We start from the raw sequence: 19,349 nt of genomic DNA on the forward strand, positions 1-19,349 counted from the left end.
TCGTTATTTTCAACGGTCACAGTGCCAGCCCACCTTCGCGAGCACCGTCAGCGACGGCGGCGATGCGGCCGTGGTACTTGTTACCGCCACGGTCGAAGACAACAGCTTCGACGCCTGCAGCCTTGGCACGCTCGGCAACGAGCTCGCCGACGCGCTTGGCCTTGGCAGTCTTGTCTCCGTCAAACGCGCGAAGGTCAGCTTCCAGGGTGGAAGCGTAAGCCACGGTTACACCCTTGCTGTCATCGACAACCTGGACGAATACGTGACGTGCCGAACGGTTGACGACCAGACGAGGACGTACAGCCGTACCGGTGATGCGCTTGCGGATACGAAGCTGGCGACGGCTGCGTGCAGCAGACTTGCTCTTGTTCGTACGCTTCTTGTTAATTGCGATGGCCATGGTTTACTTACCAGCCTTTCCGACCTTGCGGCGGATGACTTCGCCGGCGTAACGGACACCCTTGCCCTTGTAGGGGTCAGGCTTGCGCAGCTTGCGAATGTTGGCAGCAACCTCGCCGACCTGCTGCTTGTTGATACCCGAAACAGAGAGCTTGGTCGGACCCTCCACTACGAAGGTGATGCCTTCGGGTGCAGAGACGTTAACCGGGTGGCTGTAGCCCAGAGCGAACTCCAGGTCAGAACCCTTGGCCTGAACGCGGTAACCGGTACCAACGATTTCAAGCTTCTTCTCGTAGCCCTCGGTAACGCCCTGGATCATGTTGGCGATCAGGGTGCGGGTCAGGCCGTGCAGCGAACGCGAGTTGCGCTCGTCGTTCGGGCGGGTGACCGTGAGAGTGTTTTCTTCCTGGGTAACCTCGATCGGGCTGGCCACAGTGTGGCTCAGCTCGCCCTTGGCACCTTTGACGCTGATGACGGAGCCATCGAGCTTGACCTCAACTCCGGCAGGAACGGTGATGGGGAGACGTCCAATACGTGACATTATTCTCTTCCTTTCCCGTTACCAGACGTACGCGAGGACTTCGCCGCCCACGCCCTTCTTACCGGCCTGCTTGTCAGTCAGGAGGCCGGAAGAGGTGGACAGGATTGCGATACCCAGGCCACCCAGCACGTGAGGCAGGTTGGTGGACTTCGCGTAAACGCGGAGGCCCGGCTTGGAGATGCGGCGGACGCCAGCGATGGAACGCTCGCGGTTCGGACCGAACTTCAGGTCGATGGTCAGCTTCTTGCCAACCTCGGCGTCTTCTTCCTTCCAGCCGGCAATGTAGCCTTCTGCCTTCAGGATGTCAGCAACGCGTGCCTTCAGCTTGCTGTACGGCATGGACACGGTGTCGTGGTATGCCGAGTTTGCATTGCGCAGACGCGTGAGCATGTCTGCGACAGGATCTGTCATAGTCATTTGGGCTATAGCCCTTCCTCGTACCGGTTTCCGTTGCGCTGGCTCTTAGGAGCCTGCGCGGACGGACCTGTCACGTAGTTAGTTTTCGGTCTTGAACGGGAAACCAAGCGCCTTGAGCAGCGCGCGGCCTTCGTCATCGGTCTTGGCGGTGGTGACGACCGTGATGTCCATACCGCGAACGCGGTCAATGGAGTCCTGGTCGATTTCGTGGAACATAACCTGCTCGGTCAGACCGAAGGTGTAGTTGCCGTTGCCATCAAACTGCTTGCCGTTGAGGCCGCGGAAGTCACGGATACGCGGCAGTGCCAGCGAAACCAGACGATCCACGAATTCCCACATGCGGTCTCCGCGCAGAGTTGCGTGTGCACCGATCGGCATGCCTTCGCGCAGCTTGAACTGAGCGATCGACTTGCGGGCCTTGGTTACCTGCGGCTTCTGGCCGGTGATCAGGGTGAGGTCGCGGACAGCGCCGTCGATCAGCTTGGAGTCCTTGGCGGCATCTCCAACACCCATGTTCACTACAACCTTCACCAGGCGGGGAACCTGGTTGACGTTCGCGTAGCTGAATTCGTCCTGCAGCGACTTCTTGATGGTCTCTGCGTACTTCGTCTTCAGACGCGGAACGATCTTGTTTGCGACGGTGGTCTCAGACAGTGTCTCACTCATCAGATGTCCTTCCCGGTGGCCTTGGACACGCGGATACGGACGGTCTTGGTAGCGCCATCCTTCTCAACGGTGTCGAGACGGAAACCAACACGGGTCGGCTTCTTGGTCGACGGGTCAACCAAAGCAACGTTGGAAACGTGGATCGGGGCCTCAACGACCTCGATGCCACCGGTCTTGGTGCCGCGCTGCGACTGACCGACCTTGGTGTGCTTGGTGACGCGGTTGATTCCCTCTACCAGCACGCGGTTGGTGTCAGGGAATACGCGCAGGACCTTGCCCTGCTTGCCGCGGTCGCCGCCGCGTTCCTGCTTGGCGCCGGTGATGACCTGAACGAGGTCACCCTTCTTGATCTTAGCCATGGACTAAAGCACCTCCGGGGCCAGCGAAACGATCTTCATGAACTTCTTGTCGCGAAGTTCACGACCAACCGGGCCGAAGATACGGGTACCGCGGGGGTCACCGTCGTTCTTCAGGATCACAGCTGCGTTTTCGTCAAACTTGATGTAGGAACCATCCGCACGGCGGCGTTCCTTCTTGGTACGAACGATGACAGCCTTGACGACGTCACCCTTCTTTACGTTGCCGCCAGGGATAGCGTCCTTGACGGTAGCGACGATGACGTCGCCAATGCCTGCGTAGCGACGACCGGATCCACCGAGAACGCGAATGGTAAGGATTTCCTTAGCACCCGTGTTGTCGGCGACCTTGAGTCGCGACTCCTGCTGAATCAATTTTTACTCCTTGCGTCGCGCCGGTTCTCAGACCGAAATCATGCATACGGAATGAGCCTTGCGGAACGGTTGATCGGGGTGTCTCTTGACCTGCCTGGATTTTGCCAGTACAGGCCTAAACGCCCGTGCCACAAGCATCAGCTTCCCTTGCAGAAAACTCTGCGCGGGGCAGTATGCAGCGGCACGATTGTTTACGAGGTAGTTGATGACGCACAAGTGGCGCCATACAAACTCAATATCCTAGCACGTTTCAAGGCTGAATCCGAAACGGCCGGAGATGCGGAAAGGCCCGCGTTCCCCAAGGAACGCGGGCCTTCCCAGTGAACCCTGCCAGGCAAGCCCGGCGATGGATTTACTTGGCCTTTTCGAGGATCTCCACCAGACGCCACCGCTTGGTAGCGGAGAGCGGGCGGGTCTCAGAGATGAGAACGAGGTCGCCGATGCCGGCGGTGTTCTCTTCGTCGTGAGCCTTGATCTTCGAGGTGCGGCGAATAACCTTGCCGTACAGAGCGTGCTTCACGCGGTCTTCAACCTGAACAACGATGGTCTTTTCCATCTTGTCAGAGACAACGTAGCCGCGACGCGTCTTACGGTAACCGCGCTGTTCAGCGCTGGCTGCTGCTTCCGTCACAGTTTCCTTCTCGCTCACTTGGCGTCCTCTCCAGCTTCAACCTCGGCCTTTTCAGCCTTGGCAGCCTTCTTGGACTTCTTTTCTTCCTTGGCTTCCACAACCGGTGCGGCAACCTCGGCACGAATGCCCAGCTCGCGCTCACGGAGAACGGTGTAGATGCGTGCGATGTCCTTCTTTACCGCGCGCAGGCGACCGTGGTTCTCCAGCTGTCCGGTGGCGGACTGGAAACGCAGGTTGAACAGCTCTTCCTTGGACTTGCGGAGTTCTTCAACGAGACGCTCGTTGTCGAAACCGTCCAGCTGTGCGGGTGCGAGATCCTTCGACCCTACTGCCATTTCTATTCACCACCTTCGCGACGCACAATGCGTGCCTTCAACGGGAGCTTGTGGATTGCCAGGCGCAGGGCCTCGCGAGCTACCTCTTCATTGACACCGGAGAGTTCGAAGAGAACCCGGCCCGGCTTGACGTTTGCGACCCACCATTCCGGAGAACCCTTACCGGAACCCATGCGGGTTTCGGCAGGCTTCTTCGTCAGCGGACGGTCCGGGTAGATGTTGATCCAGACCTTGCCGCCACGCTTGATGTGGCGGGTCATCGCGATACGAGCGGACTCGATCTGACGGTTCGTCACGTATGCCGGGCTCAGGGCCTGGATACCGTACTCGCCGAAGCTGACCTTGGTGCCGCCCGTAGCAGCGCCGGAACGACCCGGGTGGTGCTGCTTACGGTGCTTGACTCGACGTGGGATAAGCATTTAAGCCTGTCCTCCTTCTGCTGCGGGGGCAGCAGCTTCAGCGGCCGGTGCTTCAACGGCAGCAGGTGCTGCCTCAGCTGCCGGACGGTCGTTACGACGACGGCGGTCGCCACCCGGGCGGCCCGGACGGTCTCCTGCACGGCCACGGGACGGAGCAGCAGCTGCCTGCTGAGCCAGTTCCTTGGCAGTTACGTCACCCTTGTAGATCCAAACCTTCACACCAATGCGGCCGAAGGTGGTCTTGGCTTCGTAGAAGCCGTAGTCGATGTTCGCGCGGAGGGTGTGCAGGGGCACACGGCCTTCGCGGTAGAACTCCGAGCGGGACATTTCTGCTCCACCCAGACGGCCCGAGCAAGCAACACGGATGCCCTTGGCACCCGCACGCTGTGCGGACTGCATTGCCTTCTTCATCGCACGGCGGAAAGCCACGCGGGAAGTCAGCTGCTCGGCGATGCCCTGCGCAACAAGCTGTGCTTCCATCTCGGGGTTCTTGACCTCGAGGATGTTCAGCTGAACCTGCTTGCCGGTGAGCTTTTCGAGCTCGCCGCGGATGCGGTCTGCTTCGGCGCCGCGGCGACCGATAACGATACCCGGGCGTGCCGTGTGGATATCCACGCGGACACGGTCACGGGTGCGCTCGATCTCGACCTTGGCGATGCCGGCGCGCTCCATGCCGGTGGACATGAGCTGACGGATCTTGATGTCCTCGCGGACGAAATCCTTGTAGCGCTGTCCGGGCTTGGTGCTGTCAGCGAACCAGTGCGAAACGTGGTCGGTGGTGATGCCGAGTCGGAACCCGTGCGGGTTTACTTTCTGTCCCACTTAGCGAGCCTCCTCTTTCTCCGGGGTTGCGACGACCACGGTGATGTGGCTGGTCCGCTTCCTAATGCGGTAGGCGCGGCCCTGGGCACGCGGCTGGAACCGCTTCATGGTCGGGCCTTCATCAACGAATGCTTCGCTGATGAACAGGTCGCTGTCGTCGAATGCAACGCCGTCACGGTCCGCGAGGACACGTGCGTTGGCCATTGCCGACTGAAGTACCTTGAATACCGGCTCCGAAGCTGCCTGGGGGGCAAACTTCAGAATTGCCAGAGCCTCATTCGCTTGCTTACCACGAACAAGGTTGACGACGCGCCGGGCCTTCATAGGCGTTACGCGGATGTGACGCGCAATAGCCTTGGCTTCCATTGCTTTCCTTCTCTCGTCTAAGACGTAAGGTCAGGCGCCTAGCGGCGCTTGCCCTTACGGTCGTCCTTAACATGGCCGCGGAATGTCCGCGTGGGAGCGAATTCGCCGAGCTTGTGCCCGACCATCGACTCAGTGACAAACACCGGAATGTGCTTGCGTCCGTCGTGTACGGCGATCGTGTGCCCGAGCATGTCGGGGATGATCATCGAACGGCGGGACCAGGTCTTGATGACGTTCTTGGTGCCCTTATCGTTTTCCCGTGCGACCTTCACAAAGAGGTGCTGGTCAACGAAAGGACCTTTTTTCAGGCTGCGTGGCATGTGTCCAGGCTCCTATCGCTTGTTCTTGCCAGTACGGCGGCGACGAACAATAAGCTTGTCGCTCTCTTTGTTCGGACGGCGGGTACGGCCCTCGGGCTTGCCGTTCGGGTTAACCGGGTGACGTCCACCGGAAGTCTTACCTTCACCACCACCGTGCGGGTGGTCAACCGGGTTCATGGCTACACCACGGACTGTCGGGCGAACGCCCTTCCAGCGCATACGGCCGGCCTTGCCCCAGTTGATGTTCGACTGCTCGGCGTTGCCGACCTCGCCGACGGTTGCGCGGCAGCGCACGTCAACGTTGCGGATTTCACCGGAGGGCAGACGCAGCTGTGCGAAGCGGCCTTCCTTGGCAACGAGCTGTACCGAAGCACCTGCGGAACGAGCCATCTTGGCGCCGCCACCCGGACGCAGTTCAACTGCGTGGATTACGGTACCAACCGGGATGTTGCGCAGCGGCAGGTTGTTGCCCGGCTTGATGTCAGCGTCAGGACCAGCCTCGACGAAGTCACCCTGGGACAGCTTGTTAGGAGCGATGATGTAACGCTTGGTGCCATCAACGTAGTGCAGGAGTGCGATGCGAGCCGTGCGGTTCGGGTCGTACTCGATTTCGGCAACGCGGGCGTTGATGCCGTCCTTGTCGTGACGACGGAAGTCGATCAGACGGTACTGGCGCTTGTGCCCACCACCCTTGTGACGGGTGGTGATCTTACCGGAGTTGTTACGGCCGCCGGTTTTGTGCAGCGGACGCAGCAACGACTTTTCCGGAGTCGATCGCGTGATTTCAGCAAAGTCGGCTACGCTCGAGCCACGACGGCCCGGGGTAGTCGGCTTGTATTTACGGATTCCCATAATTTATTTCCTCGTTAAAGTGGTCTCCGCTACGCGAGCGGACCGCCGAAGATGTCGATTGTGCCTTCTTTGAGGGTGACAATTGCACGCTTGGTGCTCTTGCGCTGTCCCCAGCCGAATTTGGTGCGCTTGCGCTTACCGGCACGGTTGATGGTGTTGATCGAGTCAACCTTGACCGAGAAGATCTTCTCGACGGCCAGCTTGATCTCGGTCTTGTTCGAGCGAGGGTCCACCAGGAAGGTGTACTTGCCTTCGTCGATCAGACCGTAGCTCTTTTCCGATACGACGGGTGCAAGCACGACGTCGCGCGGGTCCTTGATGGTGGTTACGCTCACTTGGAGGCCTCCTCGTTCTTTGCCTTGTCAGCGACGAACGCCTCGAAAGCAGCCTTGGTGAAGACCACGTCGTCGGAGACAAGCACGTCGTAGGTGTTCAGCTGGTCTGCGTACAGAACGTGAACATCCTGGAGGTTGCGCACGGAAAGTGCAGCAACATCGTTGGCGCGCTCGATAACGACGAGCAGGTTCTTGCGCTCAGTAACGGAGCGCAGCGAAGCCAGTGCGTCCTTGGCGGACGGCTTGGTGCCGGCTACCAGTTCAGCGATGACGTGGATGCGGCCATTGCGGGCGCGGTCAGACAGGGCGCCGCGGAGTGCAGCAGCCTTCATCTTCTTAGGGGTGCGCTGGCTGTAGTCACGAGGGGTCGGACCGTGGACAACGCCACCGCCGGTCATGTGAGGAGCACGGATGGAACCCTGACGGGCGCGGCCGGTACCCTTCTGCTTGAACGGCTTGCGACCTGCACCGGAAACCTCGGCGCGGGTCTTCGTCTTGTGGGTACCCTGGCGTGCAGCAGCGAGCTGTGCGACGACGACCTGGTGCAGCAGCGGCACGTTGGTCTGGACGTCGAAGATCTCTGCAGGCAGGTCTACCTTGACAGTGCTAGTCATTGAACTAGGCTCCCTTCACGGCGGTGCGTACGAGTACGACCTGGCCGCGGGCACCGGGGACGGCACCCTTGATAAGGAGCAGCGACTTCTCAACGTCAACAGCGTGAACCGTGAGGTTCAGCGTGGTGTGACGCTCGGCGCCCATGCGGCCGGCCATTTTCAGGCCCTTGAAGACGCGGCTCGGGGTGGATGCGCCACCGATGGAGCCAGGCTTACGGTGGTTCTTGTGGGCACCGTGGGAAGCGCCAACGCCGTGGAAGCCGTGACGCTTCATAACACCGGCGAAGCCCTTACCCTTTGAGGTGCCGACGACGTCGATCTTCTGGCCGGCTTCGAAGATCTCAACAGAGAGCTCCTGGCCCAGCTCGTAGGATGCGGCGTCTGCGGTACGCAGTTCGACGACGTGGCGGCGAGGGGTGACGCCAGCCTTTTCAAAGTGACCAGCCAGCGGCTTGGTGACCTTGCGGGGGTCGATCTGGCCGTAGCCGATCTGGACGGCGACGTAGCCATCTACATCTGCGTTGCGCAGCTGCGTGATGACGTTGGAGTCAGCCTGGACGACAGTTACCGGGATGAGCTTGTTGTTCTCGTCCCAGACCTGGGTCATGCCGAGCTTCGTGCCCAGCAGGCCCTTTACGTTACGGGTTGCGGTCATAGTCTCTCAGCACCTCCCTAGAGCTTGATTTCGATGTTCACGTCTGCAGGCAGGTCGAGACGCATAAGCGAGTCAACGGCCTTCGGCGTGGGGTCGATGATGTCGATCAGACGCTTGTGAGTACGCATTTCAAAGTGCTCACGGCTGTCCTTGTACTTGTGAGGAGAGCGAATAACGCAGTAAACGTTCTTCTCCGTGGGCAGCGGCACCGGGCCGACTACCGTTGCGCCTGCGCGCGTGACCGTCTCAACGATCTTCCGCGCTGAAACATCAATGACCTCGTGGTCATATGACTTCAGCCGGATGCGGATTTTTTGTCCCGCCATGTCGCCTGACTCTCTTTCAGCTAGTGCTGCTCTAGTTAGGGCTGCTCTGTTTACTTACCTGTTGATGTGGCCGCCGAAGCGTTTGAGGTTGTACCACCACACGCCGCACAAGCTGAATCCGGATATTCCGGGTTCCTCAACCTGCCGGCGCACCGACCCCCGCGGTCGGGCGTGTCGCGATTTCCACGCAGACTCGACCGCATTCCATGGGGTTCAGGGTTATGTTTGGGCTTCAACCTGGACCCTGACACCCGGCATTATCCGGATCGGGACACGAAGAAGCGCTTGAACAACTCATCCAGTATGGCGGAAATGTGGGGCAAAGGCCAATCGGGCCCTTGGGGGCCATTGCCCGGCCGCCAGCGGCTGAGGAAGATGGGGGCATGACCGTCCAGGATTCAGGCTCCGTGGAAGACCTCGCCGCGCGGTTGCGTCCGGGTTTCACGCTTGGCGTGGCCGCCGCTGCTTTCCAGATCGAGGGCTCGCTCACCGCGGACGGCCGCGGCCCATCGGGCTGGGATGCGTTCGCCGAAAAGCCGGGAGCAATTGTCGACGGCGGCTCCCCCACCGTAGCGTGCGACCATTACAACCGCTCTGATGAAGACATCGCATTGATGCAGGAGCTCGGCATAGATTCGTACCGCTTCTCACTCTCGTGGCCGCGCATCCAGCCCGGTGGCAAGGGGGCAATGAATCAGCGGGGGCTGGACTTCTATGACCGCCTGATCGACAAACTCCTGGCCGCCGGCATCTCCCCCATGGCCACCTTGTTCCACTGGGACACCCCGTTGGAGTTGGAACACGCCGGCGGTTGGATGAACAGGGACACAGCCGAACGCTTTGCGGTCTATTGCGCCGCCGCCGCAGAGCGCTTCGGTGACCGTGTGGAACGCTGGGTCACCTTGAACGAGCCAGTGTCCGTCACTCTGCAGGGCTACGCTTTGGGCGTTCATGCTCCGGGTCGCCAGTTGTTGTTCGATGCCCTCCCAGCCGCCCATCATCAATTACTCGGGCACGGCCTGGCGGTCCAGGCGCTCCGGACCGCGGGGGTCAAAGGAGAGGTTGGGGTCTCCAACATGCATTCCCCTGTCCAGCCCGCCAGCAACAGCTTGGGTGATCGCCTGATGGCCCAGTCCTTCGATCTGATCCTGAACCGTGTCTATGCCGACGCAATACTGCTCGGCCAGTACCCCAAGCCACCGCTTCCCATGAAACCTTGGTTCCGATCCCTGGGCACCATCCACGATGGCGACCTCGCGTTGATCAGCCAACCCTTGGATTTCTATGGGCTCAACTACTACTATCCCATCAAGGTTGCGGCGGGCCCCGGTCCGGCGGAGATCCCCACCGGAACCTCTCCGGAAATGACCAAAGTTCCCTTCCACTTGGCCGCCTACCAGGAGTACGACACGACGGGCTTCGGCTGGCCGGTGGCACCCGAACATCTGGCATTGCTATTGCGAGAGATGAAGGACCGCTACGGGGACGCCCTTCCACCTTTGTACATCACGGAAGGCGGAGCCAGCTTCCCCGAACCCGCCCATGTTGACGGTCCTGTCCAAGACACCAACCGCATCACATATTTGGCTGAGCACCTGGGCCACGCCTTGACCGCGACAGGTCCGGGGGGCCTGGCCCAAGACGTGGATCTACGCGGCTACTATGTGTGGACGCTGCTGGACAACTTTGAGTGGGCCGCGGGGTACTCACAACGCTTCGGCCTTGTTCACGTGGACTTCGAGTCCTTGGAAAGGACTCCCAAGGATTCCTTCTACTGGTATCGCGCCCTGGGACGTGCGCGCAACCATCCCGCGTAGCCCAGGCAGGTTAAATCAGCCTATTGATTCTTGTTGGCGCGCCTGATGCGCTTGGCCCGTTCAATCTCGTTCCGAAAGTTCTTGCGGCCCCACAGCACTCCGCCGCCGATAGCGACGATGACTGCCAGGAAAATCAGGAATTCCATGGTGCGCTCCTCTGCCTAGACTGCAACATTATCGGATGACGTCCCGGCTCCGCGAAGGGGCATCACTCGGATCTCCTCCGGGTGCCGGCAACCCGGTGGCCGCTGGAGGTTTCCGGTTCAGGCGCCACACTGCCAGCACAATCAAGGCCACGGCAACCAGCGCCAGCATGGCGAAGGCGTATGAACGAAGCGCCCACATCACGCTCAACGCAACACCAGCCGCCCCCCACCACACGAACACCCTTTCGGCCAGGAGCAGCCCGGCCGCCAGGAGAACCACGTGTGCCACCAGAACGTACAGTTGCTGCGATGTGGTACCACCCAAGATCGTTCCCAAGGACGTCAGGGACAGCGCACCCGCGGCAAGGCACAATCGCAGCAAGCCATCGCTCCGCTCCCGCTTCATATAGCGCAGCCCTGCTATAACAGCGCCGGCTATGACGTACCACTGCGCAGTCCAGAACCAATCGGGCTTGGCCCCGTCCACGAACAGCATTGCCCTTTGGAGGGAAGCCATGGCCAGCAAGCCTGCAATCTCCCCCGCAAGCCACTTGCCGTAAGGAATCTCGGCAACCACCAGCACACCGGTTGCCACCACCAAGGCGAAGCCGAGCAAGGATGTTTCATCGTGCACTAGCCCCACTGCGGCAGAACAAGCAAGTGCCAGAGCTGCGGTTGCAGCTACGGCGTTCCGGCGCCACGACTCTTCCTTGATGGACGCCCCACCGAGAATCCTGATCGCATACATGGCCAACGCGGTGCCCACTCCACCCACGAGCCAGGGCGCGTAATCGCTCCACACCCCCGCTGGCAGGCCGCCCAGCAAACCTTCGACGGCGGGTGCGGCACCTACCAGCACAGAAGGGGCAGCTGCGGCATAAAGGCGAGGTAGCCGCTCGAGGTGGGACGCAGCGAACAGCGTAGACGCCAGCACCAGCACCGCCAACCCGGCGAGGGCTGTGGAAACATCCAAGGCCAAGAGTCCACCGGCAGCGATGAAAGCCAGGGATGACACCAACCAGAACCAACGGTCCGGGTGGTCGCCAGCGGACAGTCCCGCCATCCGTCGCCGCTGGAAGACGACTCGGGCCCCCATCATGGCAACGGCGAGTGCAAGGAGCACAAGCGGGACCTGGGATTTCTCAAGCAAGGGTTCATGGAGCCAGGTGCCAGGAGGGAACGTCAGTGCTGGTCCGGCAGCCATGACCATCGACCCGGTCGCTGCCACACCGAAGTATTGGGATCTACGTGCACCCAGCGCACGGGAGGTGACCGCCGCGGAAGCCAGCACGAGGACCAACTCGACGAGGACCACCCACCGGCCGCCGTCGTCGTAATCTCCCGCCACAACGTACACCAAAGGCAACGCGAGCTGGGCACCCAGGGTGACCCACACCAGGGTGGGTTGGAAGGCGACATCCACCTTCCGGCTGTTCAAGATCCATGTCAGCACGTGCTGCAACACCAGTACCAGGGCCATTGACATGGATACCGCTGCTGGCGACGCCGTCACATCAGCTACCACCACCGCGATGAAGACGGCGATGAGGCCCCGGACGCCGAGCACATACCCGCCCCGGGCAACGCGGCCCCTGACGGCCGTTGCCATGAAGCCGCTGTAGGCGGCGAAGACGCCCAACAGGATCTCAACATCGCGGACGTTCCCCATTCTCAGCGCGATGAGCAGGCCGAAAGCGGCAGGTGCGAACGTCCATGCGGCGGGGTGGTGTCGAAGAGCCACACCGCAGGTGACTGCCGCAAGGGCAGTTACCACTGCCGCGAAGCCTGGCTGCCATCCATCACGCAACACCGGTTCTCCCGTCACACTGGCGACGGTCAGGACGGTGGAGGCCGCGGCCATAACTCCCACGACGACGCCGGAGTCAATCATGGAAGCCCGAGGGAAGCGGCGCCGGAAACCCGAGAGCAAGGGAAGGGCCAGCTGGAGGGCCGCTGCCGACACGATGACTAGAGCGACGCTGGGAGCCTCGCCGGCCAGTCGCAGGTGCCATCCATGGTTGGTCGCATCCGCGTAGGCGGTTGCTGCCAGTACGGTGGCACTCGCCCGCGACAACCACCAGTACGCCTGGCGATGGAATGACGCCGGAATCCGCAGGGCGGTCGCGCAGAAGTAGCCCACGGCCACCAAAAGAACCACATTGCCCCAGGTCAATGAGACCACAGCTGCCGCAACCACACCCGCTACAACGGCCGTTGCGGGAGCCAGGAGTTCGCCCAGCGTGGGGCGCCACACGGTGGGACCACCTCTGGCCTCCACCTGCCAAGGGAGCAGCAGGCCGGAAGCCACACCGGCGGAGAGAACAAGCAAAACCGAAGAGGCGACCATCGGGTGACCGGCGTCGTGATCGAATACCGTGAGGGCAAGAAGCCCCGCCACTGCGGCGGCCCCGAATCCAGCCACTGAGGACAGGGGCGCCACGAGCCGGACGCCCGCACGAACCAGCCCAGCGCTTACCAGCTGCTGCACTACAGCCGAAGCCACAAGGGCCACCAAGGAAAGCACCGCCCGTTGCTGGCTCCCCTCGAATACCCCCGCCGCTACCGCCGGTGCAGCCAGGGTCAGGGCGATCCGGCCGGCGAGGATCAGGTGCTGTCGGTGGGCACTTGGCTGTATGGTCGCCCGAAGTCCCCAATAGACGGCGGAGGACGCGAGGAGTATTGAAACAGGCCATGACCCGAGCAGTCCAACAACAGGCAGAGCCACTCCGAGAACTGCGGCTGGGGCGAACTCCGACCCCATGCCCAGTTTCCACCCCACCACCATGGCGGTCAGCATCGCCACATACAGGGGGACTTCAACTGGCAGCTGGTACCTGCCAAGGCCCAGCACCACTGTGAGGATGGCTGAGGTAACCAGTTGCAGGCCAAGGCACCAGACAGCATCGGTCAACCAAAGGCGTGGAGCCAGCTTTTCCCCGCCCAGGGCCACTCCGATGGATTGAACGCCGAGGCAGATAACTGCAGCAAGCATCACCGTGCTGACATCTTCGGTGATGTCCCACACCAAACCGAGGAGTGCAAGGGTCAAGGCGGCCCGTGCGGCGTAAACATGCTGAATCCTGTACAGGGTGCCCGGTACAAAGACCATCACTGCGAAGTAGATCCCACACATCGCCATGACCAGTGCATACTCCCCCTTCGACAAAAGGTGCGGTGTCAAAGTCACTGCCAACGCCACAAGGGGAACCACCAATGGGTGGAGCAGCATCAGCGGGCGGACATAAAGCGGAGGGATCCAACGGGGTCGGAGCAGCGCTCCAAGCGTCAACGCGATTGCCACGCCGATCAGGGCCGTGAAGTACCAGGCCAACGCACCCCCAAGCATTGCCACGCCCGACCACGCCGTGGACACAACAAAGCTCAGGGACAGGAAGGCAAGGACCTTATTGTCCAACCGGACGGCTGTGTAGGCATAAGCGATGGTTCCCAGCAGGGACGTCAGCAACCAAGCCGCCGGACCGTTGTGGAGCACGAAGTTGTACATTGCCAGACCCGTCACAGGGATAAGCGCCAAGCCAGTGCCAACGAAGGCAATCGCGGCAGGACGCAAGCGGGGCACCCGGGCATGGACGACAAGACCCGAAACGTAAAAGAGGACCGTAATGAACCCGATTCCCACGAATCGGAAAAGTTCAGGAAGGCTCGTGCCTACGAACAGGGCACCAGCAGCCACCAGCAAAAGGCTGGCGACATACAAGGTGATGTTGATGTTCTGTTGGTCCCGCTTTGCCTTCCGGGCCGCCGCAGCTTCGGGCGTCTCCCGAGCCATAGGCGGCTGCTGAGGCCGGGTTACATTTTGCTGAGGTTGGACAAAAGGCCGCTGCGCAGCGACGGCAGGGAACGGGGCAGGCGCGGCAGGTGGAGCCGGTAGGCGTACCGGCGACTGGATGTAGGCAGGATTCGGTGGCAGGTTCACCGGCGCGGGAGCGGGGGCCACCTGGGGAGTCGGTTGAGCCGCACTCCCCTGCCGTTTGGCCTCCGCATCACGCCAGCCAGCCACATGCCCGGCGAGGTAACCTGCCTGATAGGCGCCGCCGTCGCGTTGGACAGGACCCGGAGCGCCGCCCGGTGTCGCCCTGCGACCCTGCCTCACGCCCAGGACATAGCTCAGCGTCCCCGTCACAATGAGGAGCACGAGTACGAGCAATGCATTCATGACAGCTCCTTGGTCGCGCCGGGCGCAGAACCTGCACGGCGTTTATCCATTCGATTGAATAATCATAGCAAAGAAGAGCCCCACTGCCGAAGCGGTGGGGCTCTTCTGTGCGTAACTACCGGTTGAGCCGGAAGGTCACAGATCTACAAGTAGAAACTACTTGATGATGCTGGTGACACGTCCCGAACCAACGGTGCGGCCGCCTTCGCGGATAGCGAAGCCGAGGCCCTCTTCCATAGCGATCGGCTGGATGAGCGCAACGGTCATCTCAGTGTTGTCGCCAGGCATAACCATTTCCGTGCCTTCCGGCAGGGTGATAACGCCGGTTACGTCCGTGGTACGGAAGTAGAACTGCGGGCGGTAGTTGGAGTAGAACGGGTTGTGACGTCCGCCTTCGTCCTTGGAAAGGATGTAGACGTTAGCCTCGAAGTCGGTGTGCGGGGTGATGGAACCCGGCTTGACGACAACCTGGCCACGCTCGACATCGTCGCGCTTCAGACCGCGGAGCAGGAGGCCACAGTTCTCGCCGGCCCATGCTTCGTCGAGCTGCTTGTGGAACATCTCGATACCGGTAACCGTGGTCTTCTGGATCGGGCGGATGCCAACGATCTCGACCTCGGAGTTGATGGCGAGGGTTCCACGCTCGGCGCGGCCCGTAACAACGGTGCCACGACCGGTGATCGTGAAGACGTCTTCGATCGGCATCAGGAACGGCTTGTCGCGGTCACGTACGGGGTCCGGAACGGACTCGTCGACAGCTGCCATCAGGTCCTGGACGGACTTGACCCAAACCGGGTCGCCTTCCAGAGCCTTCAGACCGGAAACGCGAACAACCGGAGCCTCATCGCCATCGAAGCCCTGCGAGCTGAGGAGCTCACGAACTTCCATTTCGACGAGGTCGAGGAGTTCTTCGTCATCAACCATGTCGGACTTGTTCAGTGCGACCAGCAGGTAGGGAACACCAACCTGGCGGGCGAGCAGAACGTGCTCACGGGTCTGAGCCATCGGACCATCGGTTGCGGCAACCACGAGGATTGCGCCGTCCATCTGGGCAGCACCGGTGATCATGTTCTTGATGTAGTCAGCGTGACCGGGGGCGTCTACGTGTGCGTAGTGACGCTTCTCGGTCTGGTACTCCACGTGGGAGATGTTGATGGTAATACCGCGCTGGCGCTCTTCCGGAGCGGAGTCGATCGACGCGAAGTCGCGCTGCTCGTTGAGATCCGGGTACTGGTCGTACAGCACCTTGGAAATGGCGGCAGTCAGCGTCGTCTTACCGTGGTCAACGTGACCAATGGTGCCGATGTTGACGTGCGGCTTAGTCCGCTCGAACTTTGCCTTTGCCACAGGTTCCTCCTAGAACGATTTCAAGTGAAGTGCTCCTCGGCCGCGCTTTTCGCGGCAGAAACTTTAGCAAGTCTACTTGGGGGCTTGGTTTTGGTGAAATTGCAGATTCAGGAACCAATCTTAGTTCCTAGAGCCTGTTTGCGCAGGGGCCGGGCCGCGACTCTCGCCGCAGCCCCGCCTCACACGCTTAGATGCCTTCCCGATACCGGAATTGCATCCGTTACCGGGAGATTACTCGCCGCGGGTTTTCTGGATGATCTCGTCGGCTACTGCCTTCGGGACCTCCGCGTAGCTGTTGAACGTCATCGAGTACACAGCGCGACCCTGGGTCTTGGACCGCAGGTCACCGATGTAGCCGAACATGCCGGACAGCGGAACGTGTGCACGGATAACCTTCACACCTGCTGCGTCCTCCATGGACTGCATCTGGCCACGGCGGGCGTTCAGGTCACCAATAACATCACCCATGTATTCCTCAGGTGTGCGGACCTCAACATCCATCAGCGGTTCAAGCAGAACAGGGTTCGCCTTGCGTGCAGCTTCCTTGAAAGCCATACGGCCGGCGATCTTGAACGCCATTTCCGAGGAGTCAACATCGTGGGACGCGCCGTCAATCAGCGTGGCCTTGATGCCAACAACCGGGTAACCGGCCAGGACGCCGTCGTTCAGCGCATCCTGGATACCGGCGTCAACCGACGGGATGTACTCGCGGGGAACGCGGCCACCAGTGACCTTGTTCTCGAACGCGTACAGCTCGCCTGAAGCGGTGTCCATCGGCTCGATCGCGATCTGGATCTTTGCGAACTGACCCGAACCACCGGTCTGCTTCTTGTGCGTGTAGTCAAGGCGCTCAACGGCGCGCTTGATGGTCTCGCGGTAAGCAACCTGCGGCTTGCCAACGTTTGCCTCGACCTTGAACTCGCGGCGCATGCGGTCCACCAGGATGTCCAGGTGAAGCTCGCCCATGCCGGCGATGATGGTCTGGCCCGTGTCTTCGTTGAGGGAGACCTGGAAGGTCGGGTCCTCAGCGGAGAGCTTCTGGATGGCCGTGGAGAGCTTCTCCTGGTCACCCTTGGTGTTGGGCTCGATAGCAACCGAGATCACGGGCTCCGGGAAGCTCATGGACTCGAGAACGATCTGGTTGTTCGCATCGCACAGGGTGTCGCCCGTGGTGGTGTCCTTCAGACCGATAGCTGCGTAGATGTGGCCGGCGGTAGCGCCCTCTACGGGCATTTCCTTGTTGGCGTGCATCTGGAACAGCTTACCGATGCGTTCCTTCTTGCCCTTGGTGGAGTTGACCACCTGGGCGCCGGCCTCGACGTGACCGGAGTACACGCGGACGAAGGTCAGCTGACCGAAGAACGGGTGCGCAGCAATCTTGAAGGCGAGGGCCGAGAACGGCTCGTCTGCAGACGGCTTGCGGGTGAGTTCCTTCTCTTCGTCGCGGGGATCGTGACCGATCATCGGCGGGACGTCGAGCGGGTTCGGCAGGAAGTCAACAACAGCGTCCAGCATCGGCTGCACGCCGCGGTTCTTGAAGGCAGAACCACAGAAGACCGGGTAGAGCTCAGAGTTGATGGTCATCTTGCGGATGCCGGCTTTGATCTCTTCGAGGGTGAGTTCTTCACCTTCGAGGTACTTCTCCATGAGTTCTTCGGAAGCTTCGGCCACAGTCTCAACGAGCTGTGCACGGTACTCTTCGGCCTTGGCCTGGAGGTCCGCCGGAATTTCCTGCACTTCATAGGAAGCGCCCATGGTGACGTCACCCTTAGCGTCGCCCGGCCAAACCAGGGCACGCATTTCGAGGAGGTCAACAACACCGATGAAGTCGTTCTCGGCGCCGATGGGCAGCTGCATAACCAGCGGCTTGGCACCAAGGCGGGAGATGATGGTGTCTACGGTGAAGTAGAAGTCAGCACCCAGCTTGTCCATCTTGTTGACGAAGCAGATACGCGGCACGTTGTACTTGTCAGCCTGGCGCCAAACAGTCTCGGACTGCGGCTCCACGCCTTCCTTGCCGTCGAACACTGCGACTGCACCGTCGAGGACGCGCAAGGAGCGCTCAACCTCAACGGTGAAGTCAACGTGGCCCGGGGTGTCGATGATGTTGATCTGGTTCTTGTCCCAGAAGCAAGTCACGGCGGCAGACGTGATGGTGATGCCGCGTTCCTTTTCCTGTTCCATCCAGTCAGTCGTCGAAGCACCGTCGTGCGTCTCGCCGATCTTGTGGTTCACACCCGTGTAGAACAGGATGCGCTCGGTAGTGGTGGTCTTGCCGGCATCGATGTGGGCCATGATGCCGATGTTGCGGACCTTATTAAGGTCGGTAAGCACGTCCTGTGCCACGGGGTCTCCCTTTCGGATGGACTACACGTTCGCCGCCGGCTCAGTGAGCCGGCGGCGTCCGGAAAGTTTTTACCAGCGGTAGTGTGCGAAGGCCTTGTTGGACTCGGCCATCTTGTGGGTGTCTTCGCGACGCTTCACAGCGGCACCAAGACCATTGGAGGCATCCAGGATTTCGTTCTGGAGGCGCTCAGTCATGGTCTTCTCCCGGCGGGCCTTGGAGTAGCCCACGAGCCAACGCAGAGCGAGGGCGGTGGAGCGACCCGGCTTGACCTCAACCGGAACCTGGTAGGTGGCGCCACCAACACGGCGTGAACGCACCTCGAGGGAAGGCTTGACGTTGTCCATGGCCTTCTTGAGGGCGGCAACGGGGTCGCCGCCGGACTTGGCACGTGCACCTTCGAGTGCACCGTAAACGATGCGCTCTGCGGTGGACTTCTTGCCGTCAACCAGAACCTTGTTGATCAGCTGCGTGACCAACGGGGAGCCGTAAACGGGATCGGAAACTAGCGGCCGCTTCGGGGCCGGACCCTTGCGAGGCATATTACTTCTTCTCCATCTTTGCGCCGTAACGGCTGCGGGCCTGCTTGCGGTTCTTGACACCCTGGGTGTCGAGTGCGCCGCGGACGATCTTGTAGCGGACACCCGGAAGGTCCTTCACACGACCACCACGGACGAGCACGATGGAGTGCTCCTGGAGGTTGTGGCCAACGCCCGGGATGTAAGCGGTAACTTCAACGCCACCGTTGAGGCGCACACGTGCCACCTTACGAAGAGCCGAGTTCGGCTTCTTGGGGGTGGTGGTGTAAACGCGGGTGCAAACACCGCGGCGCATCGGGCTGCCCTTCAGCGCGGGAGCCTTGGTCTTGGAGACCTTCGGCGTGCGGCCCTTGCGGACCAGCTGGTTAATCGTAGGCACTTTCGTGTTCTCCGTTGTTTGATCTCTGCCCCCACACACAGGCGCCAGCCAGTGTAAACGTGGGAACTTTGGCGTTGCTCGTGCAGCCGGCCGAAAACTCCGGTAGGCGTGCAAAAGTGCGGCATTCGTTGCGCATGTTGCCCGCAACCCGGAAACAGGCTCCACCCAGCA

General features: G+C 61.1%; 24 protein-coding genes. 1 reads left to right on the forward strand and 23 read right to left on the reverse strand.

Annotated elements, in window-relative coordinates; all coding sequences use genetic code 11:
- Nucleotides 1–16: 16 nt before the first annotated feature.
- From rplR to rpsJ, 17 genes are all read right to left on the reverse strand, one after another.
- The gene (rplR, locus tag ACR30Z_RS02555) at nt 17–400 is read right to left on the reverse strand and encodes a 50S ribosomal protein L18 (protein WP_089595796.1); all 384 of its coding nucleotides are present in this window, start codon (nt 398–400) and stop codon (nt 17–19) included.
- Between the two features lie 3 nt (nt 401–403).
- Nucleotides 404–940, reverse strand: coding sequence for a 50S ribosomal protein L6 (rplF, locus tag ACR30Z_RS02560; protein ID WP_026539812.1), 537 nt, complete (start codon nt 938–940; stop codon nt 404–406).
- An 18-nt stretch (nt 941–958) separates the two neighbouring features.
- Nucleotides 959–1,357: a 30S ribosomal protein S8 gene (rpsH, locus tag ACR30Z_RS02565; protein ID WP_011775584.1), complete on the reverse strand. Its 399-nt coding sequence runs from the start codon at nt 1,355–1,357 to the stop codon at nt 959–961.
- Between the two features lie 78 nt (nt 1,358–1,435).
- Nucleotides 1,436–2,023: a 50S ribosomal protein L5 gene (gene rplE, locus ACR30Z_RS02570; RefSeq protein WP_144648593.1), complete on the reverse strand. Its 588-nt coding sequence runs from the start codon at nt 2,021–2,023 to the stop codon at nt 1,436–1,438.
- Nucleotides 2,023–2,382 carry a 50S ribosomal protein L24 gene (gene rplX, locus ACR30Z_RS02575; protein WP_062073171.1) on the reverse strand — a complete coding sequence of 120 codons (360 nt, stop codon included), beginning with the start codon at nt 2,380–2,382 and terminating at the stop codon, nt 2,023–2,025. The genes rplE and rplX overlap by 1 nt, the downstream gene beginning before the upstream one ends.
- A 3-nt stretch (nt 2,383–2,385) precedes the next feature.
- The gene (gene rplN, locus ACR30Z_RS02580; RefSeq protein ID WP_003803789.1) at nt 2,386–2,754 is read right to left on the reverse strand and encodes a 50S ribosomal protein L14; all 369 of its coding nucleotides are present in this window, start codon (nt 2,752–2,754) and stop codon (nt 2,386–2,388) included.
- Between the two features lie 352 nt (nt 2,755–3,106).
- Nucleotides 3,107–3,403: a 30S ribosomal protein S17 gene (gene rpsQ / locus ACR30Z_RS02585; protein WP_011775587.1), complete on the reverse strand. Its 297-nt coding sequence runs from the start codon at nt 3,401–3,403 to the stop codon at nt 3,107–3,109.
- Nucleotides 3,400–3,720, reverse strand: a complete 321-nt coding sequence (rpmC, locus tag ACR30Z_RS02590; RefSeq protein ID WP_014922387.1) for a 50S ribosomal protein L29 — start codon at nt 3,718–3,720, stop codon at nt 3,400–3,402. The genes rpsQ and rpmC overlap by 4 nt, the downstream gene beginning before the upstream one ends.
- 2 nt (nt 3,721–3,722) lie before the next feature.
- The gene (gene rplP / locus ACR30Z_RS02595; protein WP_003803795.1) at nt 3,723–4,139 is read right to left on the reverse strand and encodes a 50S ribosomal protein L16; all 417 of its coding nucleotides are present in this window, start codon (nt 4,137–4,139) and stop codon (nt 3,723–3,725) included.
- Complete coding sequence (gene rpsC, locus ACR30Z_RS02600; protein WP_011775589.1) at nt 4,140–4,961, reverse strand: 30S ribosomal protein S3; 822 nt, start codon at nt 4,959–4,961, stop codon at nt 4,140–4,142.
- On the reverse strand, nt 4,962–5,327 hold the full coding sequence (rplV, locus tag ACR30Z_RS02605; protein ID WP_090817766.1) for a 50S ribosomal protein L22: 366 nt from the start codon (nt 5,325–5,327) through the stop codon (nt 4,962–4,964).
- A gap of 38 nt (nt 5,328–5,365) precedes the next feature.
- Nucleotides 5,366–5,647 (reverse strand): 30S ribosomal protein S19, encoded by a 282-nt coding sequence (gene rpsS, locus ACR30Z_RS02610; protein ID WP_011775591.1) that lies wholly within the window; start codon nt 5,645–5,647, stop codon nt 5,366–5,368.
- Between the two features lie 12 nt (nt 5,648–5,659).
- Nucleotides 5,660–6,499 carry a 50S ribosomal protein L2 gene (gene rplB, locus ACR30Z_RS02615; RefSeq protein WP_011775592.1) on the reverse strand — a complete coding sequence of 280 codons (840 nt, stop codon included), beginning with the start codon at nt 6,497–6,499 and terminating at the stop codon, nt 5,660–5,662.
- 29 nt (nt 6,500–6,528) lie between these two features.
- Nucleotides 6,529–6,834 carry a 50S ribosomal protein L23 gene (rplW, locus tag ACR30Z_RS02620; protein WP_011775593.1) on the reverse strand — a complete coding sequence of 102 codons (306 nt, stop codon included), beginning with the start codon at nt 6,832–6,834 and terminating at the stop codon, nt 6,529–6,531.
- Complete coding sequence (rplD, locus tag ACR30Z_RS02625; RefSeq protein WP_089595800.1) at nt 6,831–7,448, reverse strand: 50S ribosomal protein L4; 618 nt, start codon at nt 7,446–7,448, stop codon at nt 6,831–6,833. Before rplD ends, rplW begins: the two co-directional genes overlap by 4 nt.
- Nucleotides 7,449–7,452: 4 nt before the next feature.
- Complete coding sequence (rplC, locus tag ACR30Z_RS02630; protein WP_018776685.1) at nt 7,453–8,103, reverse strand: 50S ribosomal protein L3; 651 nt, start codon at nt 8,101–8,103, stop codon at nt 7,453–7,455.
- 17 nt (nt 8,104–8,120) lie between these two features.
- Nucleotides 8,121–8,429 carry a 30S ribosomal protein S10 gene (gene rpsJ, locus ACR30Z_RS02635; RefSeq protein WP_003803825.1) on the reverse strand — a complete coding sequence of 103 codons (309 nt, stop codon included), beginning with the start codon at nt 8,427–8,429 and terminating at the stop codon, nt 8,121–8,123.
- Nucleotides 8,430–8,812: 383 nt separating this feature from the next.
- On the opposite strand from rpsJ, the gene ACR30Z_RS02640 reads away from it, so the two are divergent.
- The gene (locus ACR30Z_RS02640; RefSeq protein ID WP_144648594.1) at nt 8,813–10,246 is read left to right on the forward strand and encodes a GH1 family beta-glucosidase; all 1,434 of its coding nucleotides are present in this window, start codon (nt 8,813–8,815) and stop codon (nt 10,244–10,246) included.
- A 20-nt stretch (nt 10,247–10,266) separates the two neighbouring features.
- Here ACR30Z_RS02640 and ACR30Z_RS02645 read toward each other — a convergent pair whose 3' ends face one another.
- The 6 genes from ACR30Z_RS02645 to rpsL form a co-directional block, all read right to left on the reverse strand.
- Complete coding sequence (locus ACR30Z_RS02645) at nt 10,267–10,392, reverse strand: hypothetical protein (RefSeq protein WP_280115942.1); 126 nt, start codon at nt 10,390–10,392, stop codon at nt 10,267–10,269.
- A 28-nt stretch (nt 10,393–10,420) separates the two neighbouring features.
- Complete coding sequence (locus ACR30Z_RS02650) at nt 10,421–14,569, reverse strand: hypothetical protein (protein WP_434371130.1); 4,149 nt, start codon at nt 14,567–14,569, stop codon at nt 10,421–10,423.
- Between the two features lie 156 nt (nt 14,570–14,725).
- Nucleotides 14,726–15,916, reverse strand: coding sequence for an elongation factor Tu (gene tuf, locus ACR30Z_RS02655; RefSeq protein WP_011775598.1), 1,191 nt, complete (start codon nt 15,914–15,916; stop codon nt 14,726–14,728).
- A 231-nt stretch (nt 15,917–16,147) separates the two neighbouring features.
- Entirely contained in the window at nt 16,148–18,262 is a 2,115-nt protein-coding gene (gene fusA / locus ACR30Z_RS02660) for an elongation factor G (protein ID WP_011775599.1), read from the reverse strand.
- A gap of 69 nt (nt 18,263–18,331) precedes the next feature.
- The gene (gene rpsG / locus ACR30Z_RS02665) at nt 18,332–18,802 is read right to left on the reverse strand and encodes a 30S ribosomal protein S7 (RefSeq protein ID WP_003803829.1); all 471 of its coding nucleotides are present in this window, start codon (nt 18,800–18,802) and stop codon (nt 18,332–18,334) included.
- Between the two features lies 1 nt (nt 18,803).
- Nucleotides 18,804–19,178 carry a 30S ribosomal protein S12 gene (gene rpsL / locus ACR30Z_RS02670; protein WP_009358312.1) on the reverse strand — a complete coding sequence of 125 codons (375 nt, stop codon included), beginning with the start codon at nt 19,176–19,178 and terminating at the stop codon, nt 18,804–18,806.
- Between the last annotated feature and the right edge of the window lie 171 nt (nt 19,179–19,349).

Source organism: Paenarthrobacter sp. FR1 (assembly GCF_051106045.1).
GTDB lineage: Bacteria > Actinomycetota > Actinomycetes > Actinomycetales > Micrococcaceae > Arthrobacter > Arthrobacter nitroguajacolicus_A.

What these genes read in the sequence shown, in the direction of transcription:
- rpmC (WP_014922387.1), bottom strand. Translation starts at nt 3,720, where the DNA reads ATGGCAGTAGGGTCGAAGGATCTCGCACCCGCACAGCTGGACGGTTTC.
- rplV (WP_090817766.1), bottom strand. Translation starts at nt 5,327, where the DNA reads ATGGAAGCCAAGGCTATTGCGCGTCACATCCGCGTAACGCCTATGAAG.
- rpsG (WP_003803829.1), bottom strand. Translation starts at nt 18,802, where the DNA reads ATGCCTCGCAAGGGTCCGGCCCCGAAGCGGCCGCTAGTTTCCGATCCC.
- ACR30Z_RS02650 (WP_434371130.1), bottom strand. Translation starts at nt 14,569, where the DNA reads ATGAATGCATTGCTCGTACTCGTGCTCCTCATTGTGACGGGGACGCTG.
- ACR30Z_RS02645 (WP_280115942.1), bottom strand. Translation starts at nt 10,392, where the DNA reads ATGGAATTCCTGATTTTCCTGGCAGTCATCGTCGCTATCGGCGGCGGA.
- rplC (WP_018776685.1), bottom strand. Translation starts at nt 8,103, where the DNA reads ATGACCGCAACCCGTAACGTAAAGGGCCTGCTGGGCACGAAGCTCGGC.
- rpsS (WP_011775591.1), bottom strand. Translation starts at nt 5,647, where the DNA reads ATGCCACGCAGCCTGAAAAAAGGTCCTTTCGTTGACCAGCACCTCTTT.
- rplD (WP_089595800.1), bottom strand. Translation starts at nt 7,448, where the DNA reads ATGACTAGCACTGTCAAGGTAGACCTGCCTGCAGAGATCTTCGACGTC.
- rplE (WP_144648593.1), bottom strand. Translation starts at nt 2,023, where the DNA reads ATGAGTGAGACACTGTCTGAGACCACCGTCGCAAACAAGATCGTTCCG.
- rpsH (WP_011775584.1), bottom strand. Translation starts at nt 1,357, where the DNA reads ATGACTATGACAGATCCTGTCGCAGACATGCTCACGCGTCTGCGCAAT.
- ACR30Z_RS02640 (WP_144648594.1), top strand. Translation starts at nt 8,813, where the DNA reads ATGACCGTCCAGGATTCAGGCTCCGTGGAAGACCTCGCCGCGCGGTTG.
- rplX (WP_062073171.1), bottom strand. Translation starts at nt 2,382, where the DNA reads ATGGCTAAGATCAAGAAGGGTGACCTCGTTCAGGTCATCACCGGCGCC.
- rplP (WP_003803795.1), bottom strand. Translation starts at nt 4,139, where the DNA reads ATGCTTATCCCACGTCGAGTCAAGCACCGTAAGCAGCACCACCCGGGT.
- rpsJ (WP_003803825.1), bottom strand. Translation starts at nt 8,429, where the DNA reads ATGGCGGGACAAAAAATCCGCATCCGGCTGAAGTCATATGACCACGAG.
- rplB (WP_011775592.1), bottom strand. Translation starts at nt 6,499, where the DNA reads ATGGGAATCCGTAAATACAAGCCGACTACCCCGGGCCGTCGTGGCTCG.
- rplF (WP_026539812.1), bottom strand. Translation starts at nt 940, where the DNA reads ATGTCACGTATTGGACGTCTCCCCATCACCGTTCCTGCCGGAGTTGAG.
- rplR (WP_089595796.1), bottom strand. Translation starts at nt 400, where the DNA reads ATGGCCATCGCAATTAACAAGAAGCGTACGAACAAGAGCAAGTCTGCT.